Annotated in this window: 19 protein-coding genes; 9 read left to right on the top strand and 10 right to left on the bottom strand. The window is 66.7% G+C overall.

What is annotated here, in order from left to right; all coding sequences use genetic code 11:
- Positions 1–35 precede the first annotated feature (35 nt).
- Both NA11_RS06155 and NA11_RS06150 read right to left on the bottom strand, forming a co-directional pair.
- Positions 36–710 carry a suppressor of fused domain protein gene (locus NA11_RS06155; protein WP_069160805.1) on the bottom strand — a complete coding sequence of 225 codons (675 nt, stop codon included), beginning with the start codon at positions 708–710 and terminating at the stop codon, positions 36–38.
- 68 nt (positions 711–778) lie between these two features.
- Positions 779–2,833: an NAD(+) synthase gene (locus NA11_RS06150; RefSeq protein ID WP_069160736.1), complete on the bottom strand. Its 2,055-nt coding sequence runs from the start codon at positions 2,831–2,833 to the stop codon at positions 779–781.
- 90 nt (positions 2,834–2,923) lie between these two features.
- Here NA11_RS06150 and NA11_RS06145 point away from each other — a divergent pair, with 90 nt between their 5' ends.
- Positions 2,924–3,217 (top strand): hypothetical protein, encoded by a 294-nt coding sequence (locus NA11_RS06145; RefSeq protein ID WP_040739548.1) that lies wholly within the window; start codon positions 2,924–2,926, stop codon positions 3,215–3,217.
- 216 nt (positions 3,218–3,433) lie between these two features.
- On the top strand, positions 3,434–5,059 hold the full coding sequence (gene groL / locus NA11_RS06140; RefSeq protein ID WP_069160804.1) for a chaperonin GroEL: 1,626 nt from the start codon (positions 3,434–3,436) through the stop codon (positions 5,057–5,059).
- 93 nt (positions 5,060–5,152) lie between these two features.
- On the opposite strand, the gene NA11_RS06135 is transcribed toward groL, so the two are convergent.
- The gene (locus NA11_RS06135; protein ID WP_069160735.1) at positions 5,153–6,157 is read right to left on the bottom strand and encodes an SMP-30/gluconolactonase/LRE family protein; all 1,005 of its coding nucleotides are present in this window, start codon (positions 6,155–6,157) and stop codon (positions 5,153–5,155) included.
- A 124-nt stretch (positions 6,158–6,281) separates the two neighbouring features.
- Between NA11_RS06135 and NA11_RS06130 the strand changes: the two genes are divergently transcribed.
- From NA11_RS06130 to NA11_RS06120, 3 genes are all read left to right on the top strand, one after another.
- On the top strand, positions 6,282–6,743 hold the full coding sequence (locus NA11_RS06130) for a MarR family winged helix-turn-helix transcriptional regulator (protein WP_174567664.1): 462 nt from the start codon (positions 6,282–6,284) through the stop codon (positions 6,741–6,743).
- Between the two features lie 621 nt (positions 6,744–7,364).
- The gene (locus NA11_RS06125; RefSeq protein WP_245745735.1) at positions 7,365–7,997 is read left to right on the top strand and encodes a TetR/AcrR family transcriptional regulator; all 633 of its coding nucleotides are present in this window, start codon (positions 7,365–7,367) and stop codon (positions 7,995–7,997) included.
- A gap of 131 nt (positions 7,998–8,128) precedes the next feature.
- Positions 8,129–8,986, top strand: a complete 858-nt coding sequence (locus NA11_RS06120) for an alpha/beta hydrolase family protein (protein WP_069160733.1) — start codon at positions 8,129–8,131, stop codon at positions 8,984–8,986.
- Between the two features lie 100 nt (positions 8,987–9,086).
- Here NA11_RS06120 and NA11_RS06115 read toward each other — a convergent pair whose 3' ends face one another.
- Positions 9,087–11,144 carry a prolyl oligopeptidase family serine peptidase gene (locus NA11_RS06115; protein WP_069160732.1) on the bottom strand — a complete coding sequence of 686 codons (2,058 nt, stop codon included), beginning with the start codon at positions 11,142–11,144 and terminating at the stop codon, positions 9,087–9,089.
- A 40-nt stretch (positions 11,145–11,184) separates the two neighbouring features.
- Positions 11,185–11,721: an AMIN-like domain-containing (lipo)protein gene (locus tag NA11_RS06110; protein WP_069160731.1), complete on the bottom strand. Its 537-nt coding sequence runs from the start codon at positions 11,719–11,721 to the stop codon at positions 11,185–11,187.
- A 170-nt stretch (positions 11,722–11,891) separates the two neighbouring features.
- Here NA11_RS06110 and NA11_RS06105 point away from each other — a divergent pair, with 170 nt between their 5' ends.
- Positions 11,892–12,866 carry a dipeptidase gene (locus tag NA11_RS06105; protein WP_069160730.1) on the top strand — a complete coding sequence of 325 codons (975 nt, stop codon included), beginning with the start codon at positions 11,892–11,894 and terminating at the stop codon, positions 12,864–12,866.
- Here NA11_RS06105 and NA11_RS06100 read toward each other — a convergent pair.
- The 3 genes from NA11_RS06100 to NA11_RS06090 form a co-directional block, all read right to left on the bottom strand.
- Positions 12,863–13,201 (bottom strand): MmcQ/YjbR family DNA-binding protein, encoded by a 339-nt coding sequence (locus tag NA11_RS06100; protein ID WP_069160729.1) that lies wholly within the window; start codon positions 13,199–13,201, stop codon positions 12,863–12,865. The genes NA11_RS06105 and NA11_RS06100 overlap by 4 nt on opposite strands.
- A gap of 102 nt (positions 13,202–13,303) precedes the next feature.
- Positions 13,304–14,350, bottom strand: a complete 1,047-nt coding sequence (locus NA11_RS06095) for an NADP-dependent oxidoreductase (RefSeq protein WP_069160728.1) — start codon at positions 14,348–14,350, stop codon at positions 13,304–13,306.
- Positions 14,351–14,591: 241 nt separating this feature from the next.
- The gene (locus NA11_RS06090; protein WP_084654206.1) at positions 14,592–15,665 is read right to left on the bottom strand and encodes an AraC family transcriptional regulator; all 1,074 of its coding nucleotides are present in this window, start codon (positions 15,663–15,665) and stop codon (positions 14,592–14,594) included.
- Between the two features lie 146 nt (positions 15,666–15,811).
- Between NA11_RS06090 and lpdA the strand changes: the two genes are divergently transcribed.
- Entirely contained in the window at positions 15,812–17,215 is a 1,404-nt protein-coding gene (gene lpdA, locus NA11_RS06085; protein ID WP_069160727.1) for a dihydrolipoyl dehydrogenase, read from the top strand.
- Positions 17,216–17,306: 91 nt separating this feature from the next.
- Positions 17,307–18,011, top strand: a complete 705-nt coding sequence (locus tag NA11_RS06080) for a polysaccharide deacetylase family protein (protein ID WP_141717444.1) — start codon at positions 17,307–17,309, stop codon at positions 18,009–18,011.
- A 17-nt stretch (positions 18,012–18,028) separates the two neighbouring features.
- Here NA11_RS06080 and NA11_RS06075 read toward each other — a convergent pair whose 3' ends face one another.
- Both NA11_RS06075 and NA11_RS06070 read right to left on the bottom strand, forming a co-directional pair.
- Positions 18,029–18,445, bottom strand: a complete 417-nt coding sequence (locus tag NA11_RS06075; RefSeq protein WP_069160725.1) for a PPOX class F420-dependent oxidoreductase — start codon at positions 18,443–18,445, stop codon at positions 18,029–18,031.
- A gap of 50 nt (positions 18,446–18,495) precedes the next feature.
- Entirely contained in the window at positions 18,496–18,894 is a 399-nt protein-coding gene (locus NA11_RS06070) for a winged helix-turn-helix transcriptional regulator (RefSeq protein ID WP_069160724.1), read from the bottom strand.
- 99 nt (positions 18,895–18,993) lie between these two features.
- Here NA11_RS06070 and NA11_RS06065 point away from each other — a divergent pair, with 99 nt between their 5' ends.
- On the top strand, positions 18,994–19,845 hold the full coding sequence (locus tag NA11_RS06065; protein WP_069160723.1) for an SDR family oxidoreductase: 852 nt from the start codon (positions 18,994–18,996) through the stop codon (positions 19,843–19,845).
- Positions 19,846–19,929: the final 84 nt, after the last annotated feature.

Here is a 19,929-nt window from a genome sequence, read left to right as displayed (position 1 = left end):
GCGCGTGCCGCCTGAGACGTTTCTTTCGAGGCGGCTCAGGCCCGGCCGCGCAGGCCGCCGCCCCAGCGCGGCCATTGCGCCTGCGGCTTCGGCTCCGAAACCAGCGGTGCGCGTTCGGTATCGGTGACGAACAGCGGGAGCTGCGGTGCCAGCTCGGCGAGCAGGGCGAGCGTCCGCCCGCCCTGCGCGGCCCGGTACTCCGGCATGGTCAGTCCCACCAGTTGCAGGAAATGCAGTCTGCCGTGCGGGGTTTCGATGGGATCGAGCTCGGGGTCGGCGATGAAGCCGACGGCGCGGATGCCCGAATCCGGCTGGTCTGCGGCGATCGGCCCGTTCGCTTTGATCGTGTGCCCCGGCTCGAACCACTTGCCGGACTGGAAGACATAGCGCGCCAGGTTCTGCAGAAAGGTGGCCGGCCACACCGGCGGCTCGGTATCGGTGGGCTTACGGGCTAACCGGAAGGTGAACTCGAATCCCCAGCCGGACTCGTCGGGGTTGTCCCACTCCTTCTCGTACAGCTCGGTCATGCCGTAACTGATGTAGTGCCAATGCGGGACCGGCTCGGTGCGCGCGTACGCGCTGATCCCGTCGAGCGGATCGGGACCGCCGAGCGACCAGCGATGATCAGTGGCCCAGTGGAAAGGTTCGGTATCGCCGTACAGCGGCTGCAGTGCGTCGTCGATGGCCTTCCAGCCGGGTGCTTCACTCACACCCGTCACCCTAGGCAATCCAGGTCTGTCCCCGCTGTCCGTGTCGGAATGCGTTGCCGGGCAGCAGGTCAGTCCGGGACGTTGCGGGACAGCTCGTCCAGCCAGGCCGCGGCCGAGGCGTCGCTGGGTGCGCGCCAGTCGCCGCGCGGCGACAGCGAGCCGCCGGAGCCGACCTTGGGGGCGTTGGGCAGGGTCGAGCGTTTGAACTGGCTGGTCTGCACGAAGCGGCGCAGGAATTCCGCGAGCCACCGTTTGATGGTCGGCAGGTCGTAGGTGTTGCGCTGATCGGCGGGGATCAGGTCCGGCCATGGCCCGCGGCTCGCGTCCGACCACGCGTGCCTGGCGAGGTAGGCGATGCGGCTCGGGCGGTAGCCGAAGCGCAGCAGGTAGTAGAGGTGGAAGTCCTGCAGTTCGTACGGGCCGACCGTGGCTTCGGAGCTCTGACTCGGCACCGCAGAATCGGTGGCGGGCACCAGTTCCGGTGAGATCTCGGTGTGCAGGATCGAGGCGAGCACCTCGCTGCCTGCCTTCCCGAACTGTTCGGTCTCGACCGACCAGGCGATCAGGTATTTGATCAGCGTCTTCGGCACGGAGGCATTCACGCTGTAGTGCGCCATGTGGTCGCCGACGCCGAAAGTGCACCAGCCGAGGGCGAGTTCGCTGAGATCGCCGGTGCCGAGCACGAGCGCGCCGTGCTGATTCGCCAGCCGGAACAAGTGCGATGTCCGCTCGCCCGCCTGCACATTTTCATAGGTGATGTCGTACTGCGGCACCCCGTCGGCGGCCGGATGGCCCAGGTCCCTGAGCATCTGGGTCGCCGAAGGGCGGATGTCGATCTCCGCCGCCGTCACGCCGAGCGCGGCCATCAACCGGTGCGCGTCGGTGCGGGTTCTGGTGCTCGTCGCGAAGCCGGGCATGGTGTACGCCAACACATTTGCCCGGGGCAGGCCGAGCCGGTCCATGGTCTTGGCCGCCACGATCAGTGCCTGGGTGGAATCCAGTCCGCCGGAAACACCGATGACCACCCGCCGCATTCCGGTGGCGCGCAGCCGCGTGCTCAACCCTTCCACCTGGATGTGATGTACTTCGGCGCAGCGTTCATTACGTACCGTGGGATCGGCGGGCACATAAGGGAATCGTTCGATTTCGCGCCTGAGCTCGACGGCGCCCTCGGGTATCGGCAATTCCACGTCGATGCGCCGCAGCTTGGCGAGTTGTTCCCGGTGGTCGTGCACATTGTCGGCAAAACTGGTGGTGCGCAAACGATCCGCGGCAAGTCGGCGCAGATCCAGGTCAGCGGTGACCAATTGGGGATGGTCGGAAAAACGGACGCCTTCGGCGAGCAGGTCGCCGTTCTCGCACACCAGTGCCTGCCCGTCCCAGGCCAGATCGGTCGTCGATTCGCCGTGCCCCGCAGCCGAATACAGATAGGCGGCCAGGAAACGCGCCGAATGCGAGGTGCACAGGGCTCTGCGGTAGTCGGCCTTGCCGATGACGATATTGCTCGCCGACAGGTTCACCAGCACCGTGGCCCCGGCCAGCGCCGCATACCCGCTCGGCGGCACCGGGACCCAGCCGTCCTCGCAGATCTCCAGATGAAAGACGAACCCGTCGAGGTTGGTCGCGGTGAACAGCAGATCGGCGCCGAACGGCACCCGCTGCCCGGCGATCGTGAGGTGCGTGTCCAGGTTCTCCCTGGCCGCCGCGAACTGGCGCTTCTCGTAGAACTCCCGATAGTTCGGCAGGTAGCTCTTGGGCACGGCGCCGAGCACAGCGCCGCGGCACACCGCGATCGCACAGTTGAACAGCCGCCCCTGAGTCCGCACCGGTGCACCGACCACCAGCACGGTGTCGATATCCACGCTGGCAGCGACGACTCGCGCCAGCGCGTCGTGCACGGCATCGTCCAGCGCGTCCTGGTGGAACAGGTCGTCGGCCGTGTAGCTGGACAGCCCGAGCTCGGGGAACACGGTCAACAGCACGCCGTCGGCCGCCGCCTGCCTGGCCAGCGTCACGGTCTGCTCGACGTTGTACGCCGGATCCGCGACCCGCACGCCGGGCACGGCCACCGCCACCCGCGCGAAACCGTGTCGATAGAGCGATTCGAAGGGCAGTTGCCCCATCGCCGTCCCCTTACGCCGAGAAAAAGCCGGTGTCGATCATGATTTCCCCTCCGTAATCTACGCGGGCCCGCGGCCCGCTAAGCTGTAGCAATGGCGGATGAAACGGATTCCGACCTAATCGCGGGGGAACGACGCGCCGACCTACTGCGTGCGCTTTCATATGTCTCCACAGAGTCCCAGCCGGACGGCGGTTATGTCGTAAACGGCGACCTACCTCCCGAGGTGGCGCCCCCATTTATTCGGGCGATCATGCGGGTCGAGGCCGAATTGTTGTTGCACGATGCTGAGCTCGTCACGGTCGAGGGTGGCGAGCCGCGTTCCCCGGAGGAACGCAGGACGGACGCGTTCGTGGCGCTGGTGCTGCGCGTCGACGACCGGGCCTAGTCAGCCCCACCCCGACCTTGCACTCGGCACCCCTGAGTGCTAGAAATGGCTTTGGCACTCTCTACCTGTGAGTGCCAGGTCGGGACGGTGAGACCGGGTTCCATCGACACCCTCGGTCGTCCGTCGCGGGCACCGAACCTGGCCAGCGTAATGGGGCGATCCGACCTGCGATCGTCCTGTGTGTCAGCCATATACATGGAGGATCTCAACAACGCCATGGCCAAGACAATTGCGTACGACGAAGAGGCCCGTCGCGGTCTCGAGCGGGGCCTCAATGCCCTCGCTGACGCGGTCAAGGTGACGCTGGGGCCGAAGGGTCGCAACGTTGTCCTGGAGAAGAAGTGGGGCGCCCCCACGATCACCAACGATGGTGTTTCCATCGCCAAGGAGATCGAGCTGGAGGACCCGTACGAGAAGATCGGCGCCGAGCTGGTCAAGGAAGTTGCCAAGAAGACGGACGACGTCGCTGGCGACGGCACCACCACCGCCACCGTGCTCGCCCAGGCGCTCGTGCGTGAAGGCCTGCGTAACGTCGCGGCCGGCGCGAACCCCCTCGGTCTGAAGCGTGGCATCGAGAAGGCCGTCGAGGCCGTCACCGCCAAGCTGCTCGACACCGCCAAGGAGATCGACACCAAGGAGCAGATCGCTGCTACCGCTGGTATCTCCGCGGGCGACTCGTCCATCGGTGAGCTCATCGCCGAGGCCATGGACAAGGTCGGCAAGGAAGGCGTCATCACCGTCGAGGAGAGCAACACCTTCGGTCTCCAGCTGGAGCTCACCGAGGGCATGCGCTTCGACAAGGGCTACATCTCGGGTTACTTCGTCACCGACCCCGAGCGTCAGGAAGCGGTCCTCGAGGACCCGTACATCCTGCTCGTCGGCTCGAAGGTCGCGACCGTCAAGGACCTGCTCCCGCTGCTGGAGAAGGTCATCCAGGCCGGCAAGCCGCTGCTGATCATCGCCGAGGACGTCGAGGGCGAAGCCCTGTCCACCCTGGTGGTCAACAAGATCCGTGGCACCTTCAAGTCTGTCGCCGTCAAGGCGCCCGGCTTCGGTGACCGTCGCAAGGCGCAGCTCGCCGACATCGGCATCCTGACCGGTGGCGAGGTCATCACCGAAGAGGTCGGCCTCTCGCTGGAGACCGCAGGCATCGAGCTGCTCGGCCAGGCGCGCAAGGTTGTCATCACCAAGGACGAGACCACCATCGTCGAGGGTGCCGGCGACGCCGAGGCCATCAAGGGCCGCGTTGCGCAGATCCGTGCCGAGATCGAGAACTCGGATTCGGACTACGACCGGGAGAAGCTGCAGGAGCGTCTGGCCAAGCTGGCCGGCGGTGTTGCGGTCATCAAGGCCGGTGCCGCGACCGAGGTCGAGCTCAAGGAGCGCAAGCACCGCATCGAAGATGCCGTGCGCAACGCCAAGGCCGCCGTCGAAGAGGGCATCGTCGCCGGTGGTGGCGTTGCTCTGCTGCAGTCGGCGCCTGCACTGGACGACCTGAAGCTGAGCGGTGACGAGGCGACCGGCGCGAACATCGTGCGCGTCGCGCTGTCGGCCCCGCTGAAGCAGATCGCCTTCAACGCAGGCCTCGAGCCCGGCGTTGTCGCCGAGAAGGTTTCCAACCTGCCCGCAGGCCACGGCCTCAACGCCGACACCGGCGTGTACGAGGACCTGCTTGCCGCCGGTGTCGCCGACCCGGTGAAGGTCACCCGCTCCGCGCTGCAGAACGCGGCGTCCATCGCGGCTCTGTTCCTCACCACCGAGGCCGTCGTCGCCGACAAGCCGGAGAAGGCCGCCGCTCCCGCCGGCGACCCGACCGGTGGCATGGGCGGCATGGACTTCTGAGTCCTGCCACCCGGCAACACTTTTCGAACCGAAGGCCGGTCCACCATCTGGTGGGCCGGCCTTCGGCCTTTTGTGGTTGTGGGAGCAGCCCGGTCAGATGCCGTCGACGGCCAGGACGGTGAAGGGCTTCGGTGTGCCTGGCCCCATGGGGCCGCCCTTGTCGAATTGGGAGGCGACGACGAGGGTTTGGTTGTTGGTGCGGACCAACGTTGTCGGTAGGCCGAGCGACTCGTCGGTGAAGACGCTGTTCCTGGTGGCTGCGGTGCCGTCCTCGGTGACGGCCCAGCGGGAGATGGTGTTGATCGTGTTCTGCGCGACCCACAGGGTGTTGTCGTGTAGTTCGAGGCCGTCGCCGTGGGTGAGGTCGCCGCCGTGCAGGGTGACCTTGCGGATCGGGTCGGTGGCGTTGGGGGCGAGGGGGATTCGGAACAGCTCGCCTGCGTTCATGTCGACGGTCAGCAGGTAGCGGCCTGCAGGGTCGGCGGCAATGCCGTTGAGGGTGAACGCGTTCGGGTCGTGCTGCGCGACGACGGCGCTCAGGTCACAGTGCGGGGTGAGTTCGGCGCGGCCGCCGTGTGCGACGGCGTCGGCCAGCTGATCGGTGGTGACCCGGTAGACGACGCTGCGTGCGCTGTCGGTCAGGTACGCGGTGCCGTCGGGGGTGATGGCGAGGTCGTTGACGAAGCGGGCAGCGGTGCCCGGAACGTCGAATCGGGCGATCGCGGCCCGAGTTGCGGTGTCGTAGACGGTGACTCCCGCGGTGGAGTCGGTGACCCACAGTCGACCTGCGCGGTCGACCTCCAGTCCGTTGGCGGTCTGCCTGCCGTCCGCGCCTTCGGGCAGGAAGATCTCGGCTCGGGCGGCTCCCCGGGCGGCCCGGTACACGCTGCCGTTGGTGTACGAGCCGACGTAGGTGTCGCCGGTGCGTGCGTCGACCGCGATCCCCTCGGGGTACGCGCGGTCGTTCGGCAGTGCGTAGGCGGTGCTGATCCGCGGGGCGGGCGCCGCGGCCTCGTCGGTTGATCCACAGGCGGCCACGGCGGTGCAGGTCAGCGCGATGGCGGCGGCCGAGAGCCGGCGGCGCGTTGCGTGGGACATGGTTGTGCCTCTCATAAGGTCTATCGCTCAGATGAACTCACATCTAAGTAACGAGACGAACATAGATTAGAGTTCTAACTATCGTCAAGAGTCGAACATGGGAGTGGGCAGATACCATGCGGTTATGACGTCCCTGCCTTCCACCGAGCGCATCGGCTCGTACGTGAAGCGCGCCGAGCAGGCGCTGAACACGGCGAAGAACGCCGCGTTGAAGCCGGCGGGCGTCACCGTCGCGCAGTACGCCGCGCTGCTGTTCCTCGACGAGAACCCCGGCATCTCGGCCGCGGCACTGGCGCGACTGTGCGGCGTGACGCCGCCGACGATGAACACGGTGCTGACCAACCTGCAGGACCGCGGCCTCATCGAGCGGACCCCGCACGCGTGGCACAAAAACATCCTCGAGACCCGCCTCACCGAGGACGGGGCCGCCGTCATGAAGGACGCGGACGCGCGCGCGGTGCGGGTCGAACGCGCGGTGGCGGCGGGATTCACCGACGCCGAGCGCGCAACACTGCAGGAGCTGCTCACCCGCTGCGCGGATCTGTACTCGGTCCGGCCTGAAACCGCCACTGCGCCAAAGAAATAGCGCGATCACTGCGTCAAACCCGTTGCGATCCAGAGCCACAACGGCCCCCACTCGCGAATGCCGTGCTTGTCCCGCATCAATGCCGCGCCGCTGATCGCCTCCGGCACGTGTTGCCGACCGCGACCGCCCTCAGCAGTGCGACCCCCCGATCACGGCGCCGAGCACGAGCGGCACGGCGGTGCCGAGTCCGTAGAGCAACGCAATCAGCATGTGGCTCACCATATGCCGTTGCTATTCCACGCCGTATTCGCCGATGTCGGGCGACGTCGGCAGGTGACGGGACGAATCCGGCAGAACCAGCGGACCGGTTCGGTTTACCAATAATTCTACGAATTCCCGTCAAAATCACGGGGAGTGTGTCGGTCTGCCCCAAACGCCCATTAGGGCAAACAGTCAGTGACGACAAGGTTGCTGGGGTTGTACAGAACGTCCTACCGTCCCTCTCGGCATTTGCCATGCACAAGTCACTGTTTCGGAGATGGACTGCTTCAGATCGTACAAGTATGCATTGAGTCCTCTACGGTCTCGCCAACTTTCGGCAAACCACCGGTCAGCACAGGGTTGAAACGAACAGCCCGATCGATGACAAGGCCTTCCAGGGCTTCTGTATTGTCTGCCCCAATGTCACAGGATGCGAATACGGGTCGAATGTATGCCGGGCAACCCGTCGAGGACCGGCAACGTCAGCGGCGTGCGCGTTTTCTGGAATCGGGCCTGACGGTCTTCGCGCGCGACGGCTACGCCAATAGTTCGGTCGGCGCCATCTGTAAGGACGCCGGGCTCTCCTCACGACAGTTCTATGAGGAGTTCACCGGCCGCGAGTCCCTACTACTCGAGCTCTACGAGCAGATCGATCGAGAGTCGCGGGACACGGTCACCAAGGCGTTGGAGAACAAGGCCGACGCCAGTGCGCTCGAGATCATCGACGCCGCCGTGCGCGCGTACGTCGAGTCGATCGGCTCCGATCCGCGCAAGGCGCGGGTGGCGCTGGTCGAGGTGGTCGGCGCAGGCCCGAAGGTGGAGAAGTTCCGGCTAGAGCTGCGCCGCGTGTGGGGTTCGCTGCTGGCCGGTGCCGCGGAGGATGCCGCCATGCACGGCGAGATCCCGACCGGCGACTACGAGATGCGGGTGCTCGCCATCATCGGCGCCGTCAACTACGTGGTCGACGCATGGAGCGGATCGGATCCGCGCGCGCCGCTCGACGACGTGATCCGGGTGCTGAGCAGGGTGATCATGGGGGCGGTCGGCGCCTGACGGCCTGCTCCGGCGGCTGATCGCACTGGGCTGGGGCGAGGGGAACGGGCACTGTCGGAGGGAGCCCGTTCACCGCAGCACCGGCGTCGCCGATCTGCACACGTGCGGCGCCTCGCGGTAGCGTTCCCGGGATGGAGACGGTTCCGATCCAGATGCCCGACGGCAGCACCGTTCCGGTCCGACTGATCCCGGCCGTCGGCGAGCACCGGCATCCGGTCACGCCGGACACCCCGCGTCCGGTGCTGGTGATCGTGCCCGGGCTCGGCGTGCCCGCCGAGTACTACTCGACGTTCGGCACCGGGTTGGCCAAGCGCGGGTTCGACGTCGCCATCGGCGAGCTGCGCGGCAACGGCGCCAGCACGCCGAAACCCAGCTCCGCCAGCACCTTCGGCTACCACGAGCTGGTTTCGGTCGACTTCCCGGCGATCTTCCAGGTGGTGCGCGACCGGTTCCCGGCCAGCACGCCGTACCTGGTCGGCCACAGCATGGGCGGCCAGCTTGCCGTCATGTATGCCGCCCGGATCCGCGGCAGGCTCGGCGGATTGGTGTTCATCGCCTCCGGCACGCCGTATCACCGTGGCTATCCCGGACTTTCGGGGCCGGGCATCCTCATGGGCACGGCGGCGATCTCGCTGACCGCCAACCTGGCAGGCTTCTGGCCGGGCGACAAGATCTCGGGCGGCTTCGGCCGCCAGTCGAAGGTGCTGATCGCGGATTGGGCGCGGCTGGCCCGCACCGGCCGGTTCGTTCCGGTCGGCGCGGACATCGACTACGAGGAGCGGATCGCGCGCCTGAAGCTGCCGGTGCTGTCGATCACCATGACCGGTGACGATCTCACCCCGCCCGGTTCCGCCGAGCACCTGCTCGAGAAGCTGCCGCAGGCCGAGGTGACGCAGTGGCATCAGCCGGAACCGTTGGGGCACAACGGCTGGATTCAGCAGTCGGGCAGCACGATCGACCAGATCGAGAAGTGGTTGCGCGACCGCTGAGCCCTACGGTATAGATCGTGTCTACGGCGTAGATATCGGAAGCCGAAGTGGCCATGGCCGCCTCGCCCCGCACCTGATCCGGCGCGGGCGAGGCGAATGCTCATCCGCGCCGTTCGATCAGCATCTGCGTGAAGAACTCGTAGATCAACCCCGCCTGGAACGCCGACTGCTTGTTGTCCGCCGCACCGCCGTGGCCGCCCTCGATGTTTTCGTGATACCAGAACTCGTGGCCCTGTTCCTCCAGCAGCGCAGCCATTTTCCTGGCATGGCCCGGGTGCACCCGGTCGTCGCGGGTGGAGGTGGTGAGCAGGATCGGCGGGTAGGCGACGTCGGCACTTGCGTTCTGATACGGCGAGTATTTGCTGAGGTACTCCCACTCCTCCGGCTTGTCCGGGTCACCGTATTCGGCGATCCACGAGGCGCCGGCCAGCAGCAGGTGGTAGCGCCGCATATCCAGCAGCGGCACCTGGCAGACGATGGCGCCGAACAACTCCGGGTAGCGGGTCAGCATCACGCCCATCAGCAGGCCGCCATTGCTGCCGCCGACCGCGCCGAGCTGATCCGCGGTGGTGATGCCGCGCGCGACCAGATCCTTGGCGATCGCGGCGAAGTCCTCGAATGCCTTGTGCCGGTTGGCCTTCTGCGCGACCGTGTGCCACTGCGGACCGTACTCGCCGCCGCCGCGGATGTTCGTCGTCACCCAGGTGCCGCCGCGTTCCAGCCAACCCATGCCGGACGCGCCGCTGTAGGCGGGCGTGCGGGAGATCTCGAAGCCGCCGTAGCCGGACATCACCGTCGGGCCGGGGGTGCCCTTGCGGTCGCGGTGGCGGATCACGAAGTACGGCACCATAGTTCCGTCGTCGGAGGTCGCGAAGAACTGCTCGGTCTCGATACCGTCGGCGTCGAAGAAGCCCGGCTCCTGCTTGAGCTGCTCGGCGTGGCCGCCGACCGAGCCGGTCAGCAGGGTGGCGGGGGTGGTGAATCCGCTGGTGGTGAGCATGAATTCGTCGCCGCCCTCGAGCGGGTCGAGGTTCATCACGCTGGTCGTCGCCATCTGCGGGGTGTCGGCCAGCGGTTCCCTGCGCCAGCCGTCGGCGCCAGGTGTCACCACATAGAGCTTGGTCTGCACATCTTCGAGGGTGATCAGCAGCAGATAGTTCTCGGTCCAGCCGTAACCGTGCAGCGAGGTGTGTGCGTCGGGAGTGAACACCACCTCGAAGTCGCGTGCGCCTGCGAGGAACTCGTCGAGGCCGGTGGCAAGCAGGGCGCCCGCCGGGTAGGTGGTGCCGCCGACCTCCCACGGGGACTTGAGGCGCACGAGCAGCCAATTCTTGTACCAGGACTCGCTCGCGTCGCTCGGTGTCTCCAGTTGCCGCAGTGTGCCGTCGTTTTCGAGCAGGTACACCTCTTCGTTGAAGAAGTCGGTGGCGCGGCCGACGAAATGGCGTTCGTAGCCGGGGGTTCGGTCATAGCCCGCCGAGACCGCGACGTCGTCGGCTGCACCCTCGAAGACGGTCTGCGCGTCGGCCAGCGCGGTGCCGCGCTGCCAGCGCTTGGCGATGCGCGGATACCCGGAGTCGGTCAGCGAGCCTGGGCCGAAATCCGTTCCGACATAGACGGAATCGAGATCGATCCAGCGCAGCTCGGACTTCGCCTCCGGCAGGAAGAAACCGCCGTCCGCCGGTTCGATGAACTGCCTTGTCGCCATGTCGAATTCGCGCACCACCTTGGCGTCGGCGCCGCCGCGAGACAGGCTGATCAGCGCGCGGGACTGCTCGGGGCGCAGCACGCCTGCGCCGCCCCAGACCCAGTTCTCTTCCTCGGCGGCGGCCAGCGCGTCCAGGTCGATCAGCACGTCCCAGTCGGGGGAGTCCTTGGCGTACTCGGCGAACGTGGTGCGCCGCCACAGCCCGCGCGGGTGCTCGGCGTCGCGCCAGAAGTTGTAGAGCCACTGACCACGCCGGCCCGGGTAGGCGATCTTCGTATCGGTGTCGAGCATGTCCAGGATGCGGTGCTCGAGCGCGCTGAACCGGTCCGACGAGGCGAATCGCTCGACGACCACATCGTTGTGCGCCCGCGCCCAGTCGAGGGCCCGCTCGTCGGTGACTTCCTCGAGCCAGAGGTAAGGGTCGGTCATGTCCTGCTCAACGCCGCGCATCCCCATATTGTGCCGAGCGGTCCGAACCGAGCCGTCAGGGCTACCAGAAGTGCGCTACGTCGACGACTACCCGGGCGGGGCCGTCGAGGGTGAAGACCCGGAACGGCAGCCTGCCGCGCACGCCGAGGCCGATGGTGGTCTGGCCCTCGAACGATCCGGCCCATGCCACCTGGCGGAAGGTTTGGTAGCCGGTGACGTCGACCAGTTCACCGCGGTTCGCGGGCCGGTAGGTGGCGTTGCCCGCGTTGTCGTAGGCAGGCGCCAGCACGACGATGTTCAGGAACGCGCCGCCGCGCACCGGGACCGTCGCGCCTGAGCCGTCCATCGAGATCCCGCCGACGTAGCCAGCACGGTAGCCGGACACCGGACCGGCGAGGTCGAACACCAGCCGGTCGAAGCAGTCGTGTCGGCCTGCGCGCACGTTGGTGATCGGCGCGCTCGACATCGACCCGCTCGTCTTGTCGAGCGAACCCCACACCTGTCCGCAATACGGGGGAGCCGCCGCGGCCGGTCCGGGAACGATCCACAGGCCGACGCAGGTGGCGACGGAGACAATCAAGAGAAGTACGCGACGCATGTCGCACCGCCTTCAGGCAGTAAGAATGAAGCATGGAGTGAATCGGGCGAATTGGACATGCTGTTACGTCGGCGAATCCAGGCCGCTCGACACCGTCGGCGGATGCGGTCGTGGCCCGCCCCGCTCCGTAGGATCGCTGGTTCGAGGTTGATTCGACCAGGAGGTTCCGGTTGCCGCCGTTTCTCTGGGAGCAGCACTGCTGTCTGCCGTTGCAGCCAGGCGCGCGCATCGCGGACCTCGCCCGCTATCCGCTCGGTTCGTACCTGTCGGTGAACATCGGGTATTCGGCGCAGACGACCGAGGATTCGATGCAGCTGGCGCGTCAGTTCCGTGCGGACGCGCTCGCCGACGGACGATTCCGGTTGGTGCACAGCATTTCCGACATCGGCGACCCGGACGTCATCGCGCTGGCCTTCGATCTCGAGGACTCCGGACCACTCGGCGGCAACCTGGACAACGCGGAGCTGTTCTACGAGTTGGGTCTTCGCTCCCTGCTGCCGACCTACAACCGCGCCAACCAGGCGGGCTGCGGCTGCCTGGACACCGATGACACCGGCCTCACCGCCTACGGCCGTGACCTCGTGCGCAAACTCAACGAGGTCGGCATTTTCGTCGACGGATCGCACTGTTCCCGGCGCAGCGGCCTCGATCTCGCGAAACACACACAGGTGCCGATGATTTACAGCCACTCCAACTTCGCCGCGCTCTGGGATCATCCCCGCAATATCACCGATGAGCAGGCCAAGGCGTGCGCCGCGACCGGCGGCGTGATCGGGCTCAACGGTGTCGGAATCTTCCTCGGCCACAACGGAGTCGACGAAAAGGCGGCACGGATCGAGGCGATGGCCGACCACGTCGAATACGGCGTGGAGCTGGTCGGCATCGAGCACATCGGCGTCGGCTCGGATTATTCGTTCGATGCCGAGGATTTCAACGAGATGCTGCGCTCGGATCCGGCCTCCTACCCCGAGGCATACACCAAATGGGGGCCACTGCAATGGGTCCCGCCAGAAGACCTCCTCGGCCTCAGCGAGGTTCCCGGTCTCGACGAGGTGCTGACCCGCCGCGGATTCAGCCCGAGCGATCGAGCGGCCCTGTTCGGCGGCAACTTCGCGCGAGTCGCCGAGCAGGTCTGGCGCGACTAGCCGAGATGGTCCTTGGCTACTCGCTTGGGGACACACATGCGCCAGGCTTCTTCGATTAGCTCGGTCAGTTCCGCCTCGTCGATGGCGGCCAGCCGGACCCGGACCCAGTTGTACCGCTCGTCCGACGGGCGCGGCATCATGAACTTGTCCGGCTCGGCTTCGACCAGTGCCACCCGCTCGGCCTTGGGAAAGGCGAAGCCCATGCGGGTTTCGTCCGCGGAAAGCGCCAGGTAGACGATCCGGCCTATCCGATACTTCACCCGGTCTCTGACCAGCGCCTCGGTGGTGCGCGGCAGGCTCATCGCGATCCGCCGCACGTCATCAGCTGTCACCATCGGCTCAGTATCGCGCCGGGGTACGACAGCTGAACCGGGCCGAATGATGGGCCGAAAACAGGTGTGGCGCGACCGAATCGGTCGCGCCACCAGCCATGTATCTCACCCGAGGCGGACCAGCATCTTGCCGGTGTTGGCGCCGGAGAGCACACCGAGGAAGGCCGCGGGCGCCTGGTCGAGGCCCTCGTAGACCGTCTCCGTGGTGCGGATCGTGCCGTCGGCCAGCCAGGCCGCGGCCTTGGCGATGTAGTCGCCGAAGATCGGGAAGTAGCTGCTGACGAGCATGCCGCGCAGCGAAACCTCCCGTGTCGCAGCCTTGTACAGATCAGGGCCTGGCTCGGCGGTGGCGCCGTTGTAGCCGCTGATCGCGCCGACCAGCGCGACCCGGCCCTTCGGGCGCATCGCGTCGACCGCGACCCGCAGGTGTTCGCCGCCGACACTGTCGAGGTAGACGTCGATGCCGTCGGGAGCGGCGGCCGCCAACTGTCCGGCCAGATCGCCCGCCCGGTAGTCGATGGCGGCGTCGAAGCCGAATTCGTCGAGGAGCAGCCTGGTTTTGGCCGGTCCGCCCGCGGAGCCGATCACCTTCGCCGCGCCGAGGGCCTTGGCGATCTGCCCGGCCACGCTGCCCACCGCACCTGCCGCCGCCGAGATGAACACGGTGTCACCGGGTTTCACCGGTGCGACATCCGTCAATGCGGCATAAGCGGTGAGACCGGTTGTGCCGAGCGCGCCGAGGTAGTGGTGTGCGGCCGCGAGCGAAGTGTCCACGGGGGTAGCGGTTTCCGCGTCGAGCACCACATACTCGCGCCAGCCCGCGAAGTGCGTCACCGTGCTGCCGACGGGCAGGCTCGCCGCCTTCGACGCGATCACCTCGCCGACCGCGGATCCCTCCAGCGCCTCGCCCAACTGGAACGGTGCGATGTAGGACGGGCGATCATCCATCCGTCCGCGCATGTAGGGGTCCACCGACATCCAGGTGTTGCGCACCAGGACCTGTCCGTCGGCGAGCTCCTGGATCGGCCGCGCCACCAGCGCGAAATGTTCCGCCGTCGGCGCACCGGTCGGCCGCGCGGCCAACTGGATCTCCCGCGAGGTCTGCGGCAGGACGCCGGTGCTGCTCGCCTGGTTGGTGGTCTGAACGCTCATTGCTCTGCCTCTTCTTCGCTGTCCGAACCGCTCCGATCCGGTACGACAAACGCTATGAGCGCAGGGCACTCGTTCCCAGGTCCGCCGACGCCGCCACCCGGTCCATTCGCGCCACCCTGTTTTCCCAGGTGAACCGATCAGCAACTGTCGGCTGCGGCCCGCCCTCCTGCCGGATATTCACCAACGAGTGGCACATGGTGGAGAGGTCCTCTCGACAAACGCCGCAGCCATGTGCCACTCGCTAAGCGAGGCGCGAACGGGTGGGGGAGGTGCCGCTCCAGCGGTGGAAGGCTTTGCGCAGGGCGCGGTCGTCGGTGAAGCCGAGCCGGGTTGCGATCGCGGAGGTGGTCAAACGTCCTTCGGCGAGTAGGGTTTTCGCTTGCTCGTACCGGACGAGATCGAATTCGTGGCGCCACGTGGTGCCGTGTTCGGCGAGCTGGCGTTGCAGGGTGCGCGGACTGACCGCCATCCGATGCGCGACCGAGGTCAGCGACGGATCACCCGCGGTGAGCGCGGCGGCGAGGGCGATGCGGAACGCCTCGAGCGGTCCGGGGATCGGGCGTGCGGTGGCCAACACCAGGTCGGCGTGACTGCGCAGTAGGTCGGCGAGCATCGGGTCGGCGCGCGGCAAAGGAGCGGTCGCATCGTCGGCGCGGAACGTGATGGTGTCTGCGGGAGCGTCGAATTCGATGCGATCCGTGCCGAACGCGGCGGTCAGTGCGTCGTGATTGCGCGGCGCGGCCCGGCTGAACGCGACGCGCGCCGGGACGACCTGGCGACCGGTCGCCTCGCGCGCCCGCCGCAGGTAGTACGCAAGCACGTACTCGTTGATCACCGCGGCGACCGCCGGATCCCCTGCGGTGGTGCGGAACTCGACGGTCAGGTCACCGTCCTGGGTCAGGCCGAAGCCTTCGGCGGCCGCGGTGACCAGCCGGTGGTACGGCTGCGCGGCACCGAGCGCGTCGGCGAGGGTCGGGCCGTTGGTGACGAGGTAGTCCCACGTGGTCAGGGTGCCGAGCGGTGCGGCAGCGACGACCGCGAGACCCGCGCCGGGCTCCGGCCTTGCCGTCGCGAGTAGTTCCCACAGTCGGAGCAGCGAATGCAGCGGGATCCGGTTGAGCTCGCCCGCCAACGCGGTGTCGTCCACGCCGTGGATGGCGGCCAGTTGTTCCTCGGCGACCCCGGTCCGTCGCGCCGTATCGCGAACCAACCGGATGAGGTGCGTCGAGGCGGTCCCGTCGAGCAGCGACCCAGGCCCGGACCGATCCGAGTCGGCCGACGTGCGTGGATCAGCTCGCGTCGATTGATCCACCACGCGCCAACATTAACGCGCGACGAGTGGCACTCCCGTACCCGATAGGTGCAGTACGCACCGGACTTTCCCGCCCGGTTGTGGCGCACGGCTCAATGTTGCGGGGGACCGGTGGGCCAACTCCAAGCAACAGAGTTAGGCTCGACAGCGTGACTTCCCATTACGACGTTGTCGTTCTCGGTGCCGGTCCTGGCGGTTATGTCGCCGCCATCCGCGCGGCACAACTTGGCCTCCGTACCGCGATCGTCGAGCAGAAGTATTGGGGTGGTGTCTGCCTCAACGTGGGCTGCATCCCTTCCAAGGCGCTGCTGCGCAACGCCGAGCTGGCCCATATCTTCACGAAGGAAGCCAAGACCTTCGGCATCTCCGGTGAGGTGAACTTCGACTTCGGGGTTGCGTTCGACCGCAGCCGCAAGGTGGCGGACGGCCGAGTCAAGGGCGTCCACTTCCTGATGAAGAAGAACAAGATCGACGAGTTCGACGGCAAGGGCACCTTCACCGACGCGAACACCCTGTCGGTCGAGTTGTCGAAGGGCGGAACCGAGACCGTCACCTTCGACAACGTGATCATCGCGACGGGCACCGTCACCAAGCTGCTGCCCGGCACCAAGCTCAGCGACAACGTGGTCACCTACGAGGAGCAGATCCTCACCCGCGACCTGCCCGGCTCGATCCTGATCGTCGGCGCGGGCGCGATCGGCATGGAGTTCGGCTACGTCCTCAAGAACTACGGCGTCGACGTGCGCATCGTCGAGTTCCTCGACCGCGCGCTGCCGAACGAGGACGTCGATGTGTCCAAGGAGATCACCAAGCAGTACAAGAAGCTCGGGATCACCATCACCACCGGTGCCGCCGTGCAGTCCATCGACGACGACGGCTCGAAGGTCACCGTCGCGATCAAGGACAACAAGTCCGGCAACGTGGAGACGGTCACCGTCGACAAGGTGCTGCAGGCCGTCGGCTTCGCTCCCCGCGTCGAGGGCTACGGCCTCGAGGCGGCGGGCGTCCAGCTCACCGACCGCGGCGCCATCGCGATCGACGACTACATGCGCACCAACGTGCCGCACATCTACGCCATCGGTGACGTCACCGCGAAGCTGCAGCTCGCGCATGTCGCGGAGGCGCAGGGTGTGGTCGCCGCCGAGACCATCGCGGGTGCGGACACCGTCACCCTCGGTGACTACCGGATGATGCCGCGCGCCACCTTCTGTCAGCCGCAGGTCGCCAGCTTCGGTCTCACCGAGCAGCAGGCGCGCGACGAGGGCTATGACGTGAAGGTCGCGACCTTCCCGTTCACCGCCAACGGCAAGGCGCACGGCCTCGGCGATCCGACCGGTTTCGTCAAGCTGGTCGCCGACGCCAAGTACGGCGAACTGCTCGGCGGCCACCTCATCGGCCCCGACGTCTCCGAGCTGCTGCCTGAGCTGACGCTGGCCCAGAAGTGGGACCTCACCGTCAACGAGCTGACCCGCAACGTGCACACCCACCCGACGCTCAGCGAAGCGCTGCAGGAAGCCTTCCACGGGCTCGCCGGGCACATGATCAACTTCTGAGCTCGCTGCGTACTTCGACGGTGGCGTCCGGCCTGGAAAGGTTCGGGCGCCACCGTTTTCGTTGTCGGCGCGAACCTGCTAGACAGCAATGATGCGGCGCAAAGGGCTCATCGGTGGTGTGCTGGTTCTCGTCATCGTGCTCGTCCTCGCTGTCGGCGGCTATTTCCTGATGAACTCGCGCACCTTTCAACTGGCAGGGCATTTGGTGTCGCGGGTCGACACCACCGACAAGGTTGTCGCCCTCACCCTCGACGACGGGCCGACCGACCGCACCCCCGACGTTCTGAAAACCCTTGCCGAAGCACAGGTTCCGGCCACCTTCTACCTGGTCGGCAGCGACCTCGCCGCCCACCCCGACTACGGCAGGGCCATCGCCGCCGCAGGCCACGAAATCGGCAATCACACCTACACCCACCGCCGTATGGTCCTGGTCTCCGCCGACACCGTCCGCGACGAAATCGAACGCACCGACGCCGAAATCAGCAAAACCGGCTACCAGGGACCCGTCACTTTCCGCCCACCCAACGGCAAGAAACTCTGGTCCCTACCGCACTATCTCGCCGAACACCGCCGCACCACGGTCACCTGGGACATCGAACCCGACTCCGGCACGATCGCCACCACCGACGAGATCGTCGCCGACACCGTCAGCAAAGCTCGCCCAGGCTCCATCATCCTGCTCCACGTCATGCACAAACACGGCGCCGACTCCCTCGCCGCCATCCCCCGCATCATCACCGAACTCCGCACCGCCGGTTACCGTTTCGTCACCGTCTCCGACCTCCTCCAACACTGATCACCGCCGTCTATCGGTCAGAGCAGGCCGTAGGCGTGGTTGGGGGTGAAGCGGACGAGGGCGCGGTGGTCGGTGACCATGGCTCGGCGGTATTCGTCCCAGTCGGGGTGTTCGCCGGAGGCGGCGCGGTAGTAGTCGACCAGGGCGTCGACGGTGGGGTCGGCGGGGTCGGCGGCGACCGGGGTGACGTCGGCGATGCCTTCGAGGACGGCGTAGGCGAAGAAGTCGTCGCGGGTGACGTGGATGGCGGCCCATGGGTCGCGGACGAGATTGTGGTACTTCGCGCGATCGGCGGTGATGGAGATCCGGAGGACGCCGTCGTCGCCGACCACGTGCAGCACGTTGGACAGTTGCGGGCGGCCGTTGCGGCGGATCGTGGTCAGCACCGAACGCTGGTGGGTGCGGGCGAAATCGAGCGCGGAGACGAGGTCCATGCCGGTATCAACCGGCGGTGATCTCGGTCTCTTCCCGCAGCGGCGCGCCGTCAGTCGCGGTGATAGACGGCTTGGGCTTCGCGCACCTTCGGCATGTTTCGCTCGACCACCTGGATGAGCGATTCGAGCTGGTCGGCGACCTCGGCGCCGAGCTCGGTCAGCGTGTATTCGACACGCGGCGGGATGGTTTCGTGCACTTCGCGGTGCACCATGCCGTCGCGCTCCAGTGCTTGCAGGGTCTGCGAGAGCATGCGTTCGCTGACGCCGTCGACGCGCCTGCGCAATGCGCTGAATCGGTAGGGACCTTCGCGTAGTGCGACGAGGGCGAGGGTGCCCCATCGGCTCGCGACATTCTGCAGAACCGGTCGTGACGTGCAGTTTCGTGCGAAGACGTCGGCTTCTAGCGTCGGATCGTCGACGGCTGGCGACGATGCGTGCTGCGTACTCATGAATCCGATGGTACCCACCGTGCCCATAGTGGTGTAGGAATGAATAGTACTTACTATTAGTTAGTGCTTATCAAGCCGTACCTACTCTAGGAGGTAGTCATGACCGTTGCCGTCACCGGAGCCAGTGGACAACTGGGCCGTCTCGTCGTGGAAGAACTGCTGCGCATCGGAGCGACGCCGGTCGTCGCGATCGTGCGTGATCCGCAGAAGGTGGCCGACCTGGCCGAGCGTGGCGTGGACGTCCGGCAGGCGAGCTATGACGACGTCGCCGCACTCGACCGCGCGCTCACCGGTGTCGACCGGGTGCTGCTGGTCTCCGGTAACGAGTTCGGCAACCGAGTAGTCCAACACGGCAACGTCATTCGCGCCGCCGAGCGTGCGGGCGTGGAACTACTCGCCTATACCAGCATTCCGCGCGGGGCGGAAAGCCCGCTGATCCTCGCGAAGGAACACATCGGCACCGAAGCGTTGCTTGCGGATTCGACTGTCCCGCATGTGATTCTGCGCAACGGGTGGTACTGGGAGAACTACCTCGGCGGACTCGCGCACGCGGTCGAGTCCGGTGTGCTGCACGGTGCGGCGGGCGAGGGTCGCGTGGCAGGCGCCGCGCGTGCCGACTATGCCGCGGTGGCCGCGACGGTGCTCACCACCGACGGCCATGCCGGACAGGTCTACGAGCTCGGCGGTGACGAGCATCTCACCTATGTCGAACTGGCCCAGGTCATTTCGGAGGCGGCGGGTACGCCGGTCCGCTATGAGAACCTGTCGGAAGACGAATACGTCGCCGGGCTCATCCAGGCAGGCGTGCCCGCCGACTACGCGAAAGTGCTCGGCGACGCGGAAACCGGCATCGTCGGCGGCATCCTCGACATACACAGCGGCGACTTGCAGAAGCTGCTCGGCCGCGCGTCGACACCGGCGATCGAGGTGTTCCGCGCGGCACTGAGCTGATCGCCGGACACTACGTAATCGCCTGGTGTCGAGCGCATTCGGCACCTGGTGCAGGTCTGTGGCGATAAGGGTCGGACGGCGACG

Source organism: Nocardia altamirensis NBRC 108246, assembly GCF_001612685.1.
In the GTDB taxonomy this organism is placed as follows: domain Bacteria; phylum Actinomycetota; class Actinomycetes; order Mycobacteriales; family Mycobacteriaceae; genus Nocardia; species Nocardia altamirensis.
The sequence above is the reverse complement of the archived record's forward strand: the minus strand, read 5'-3'. Positions and strand labels throughout refer to the sequence as shown.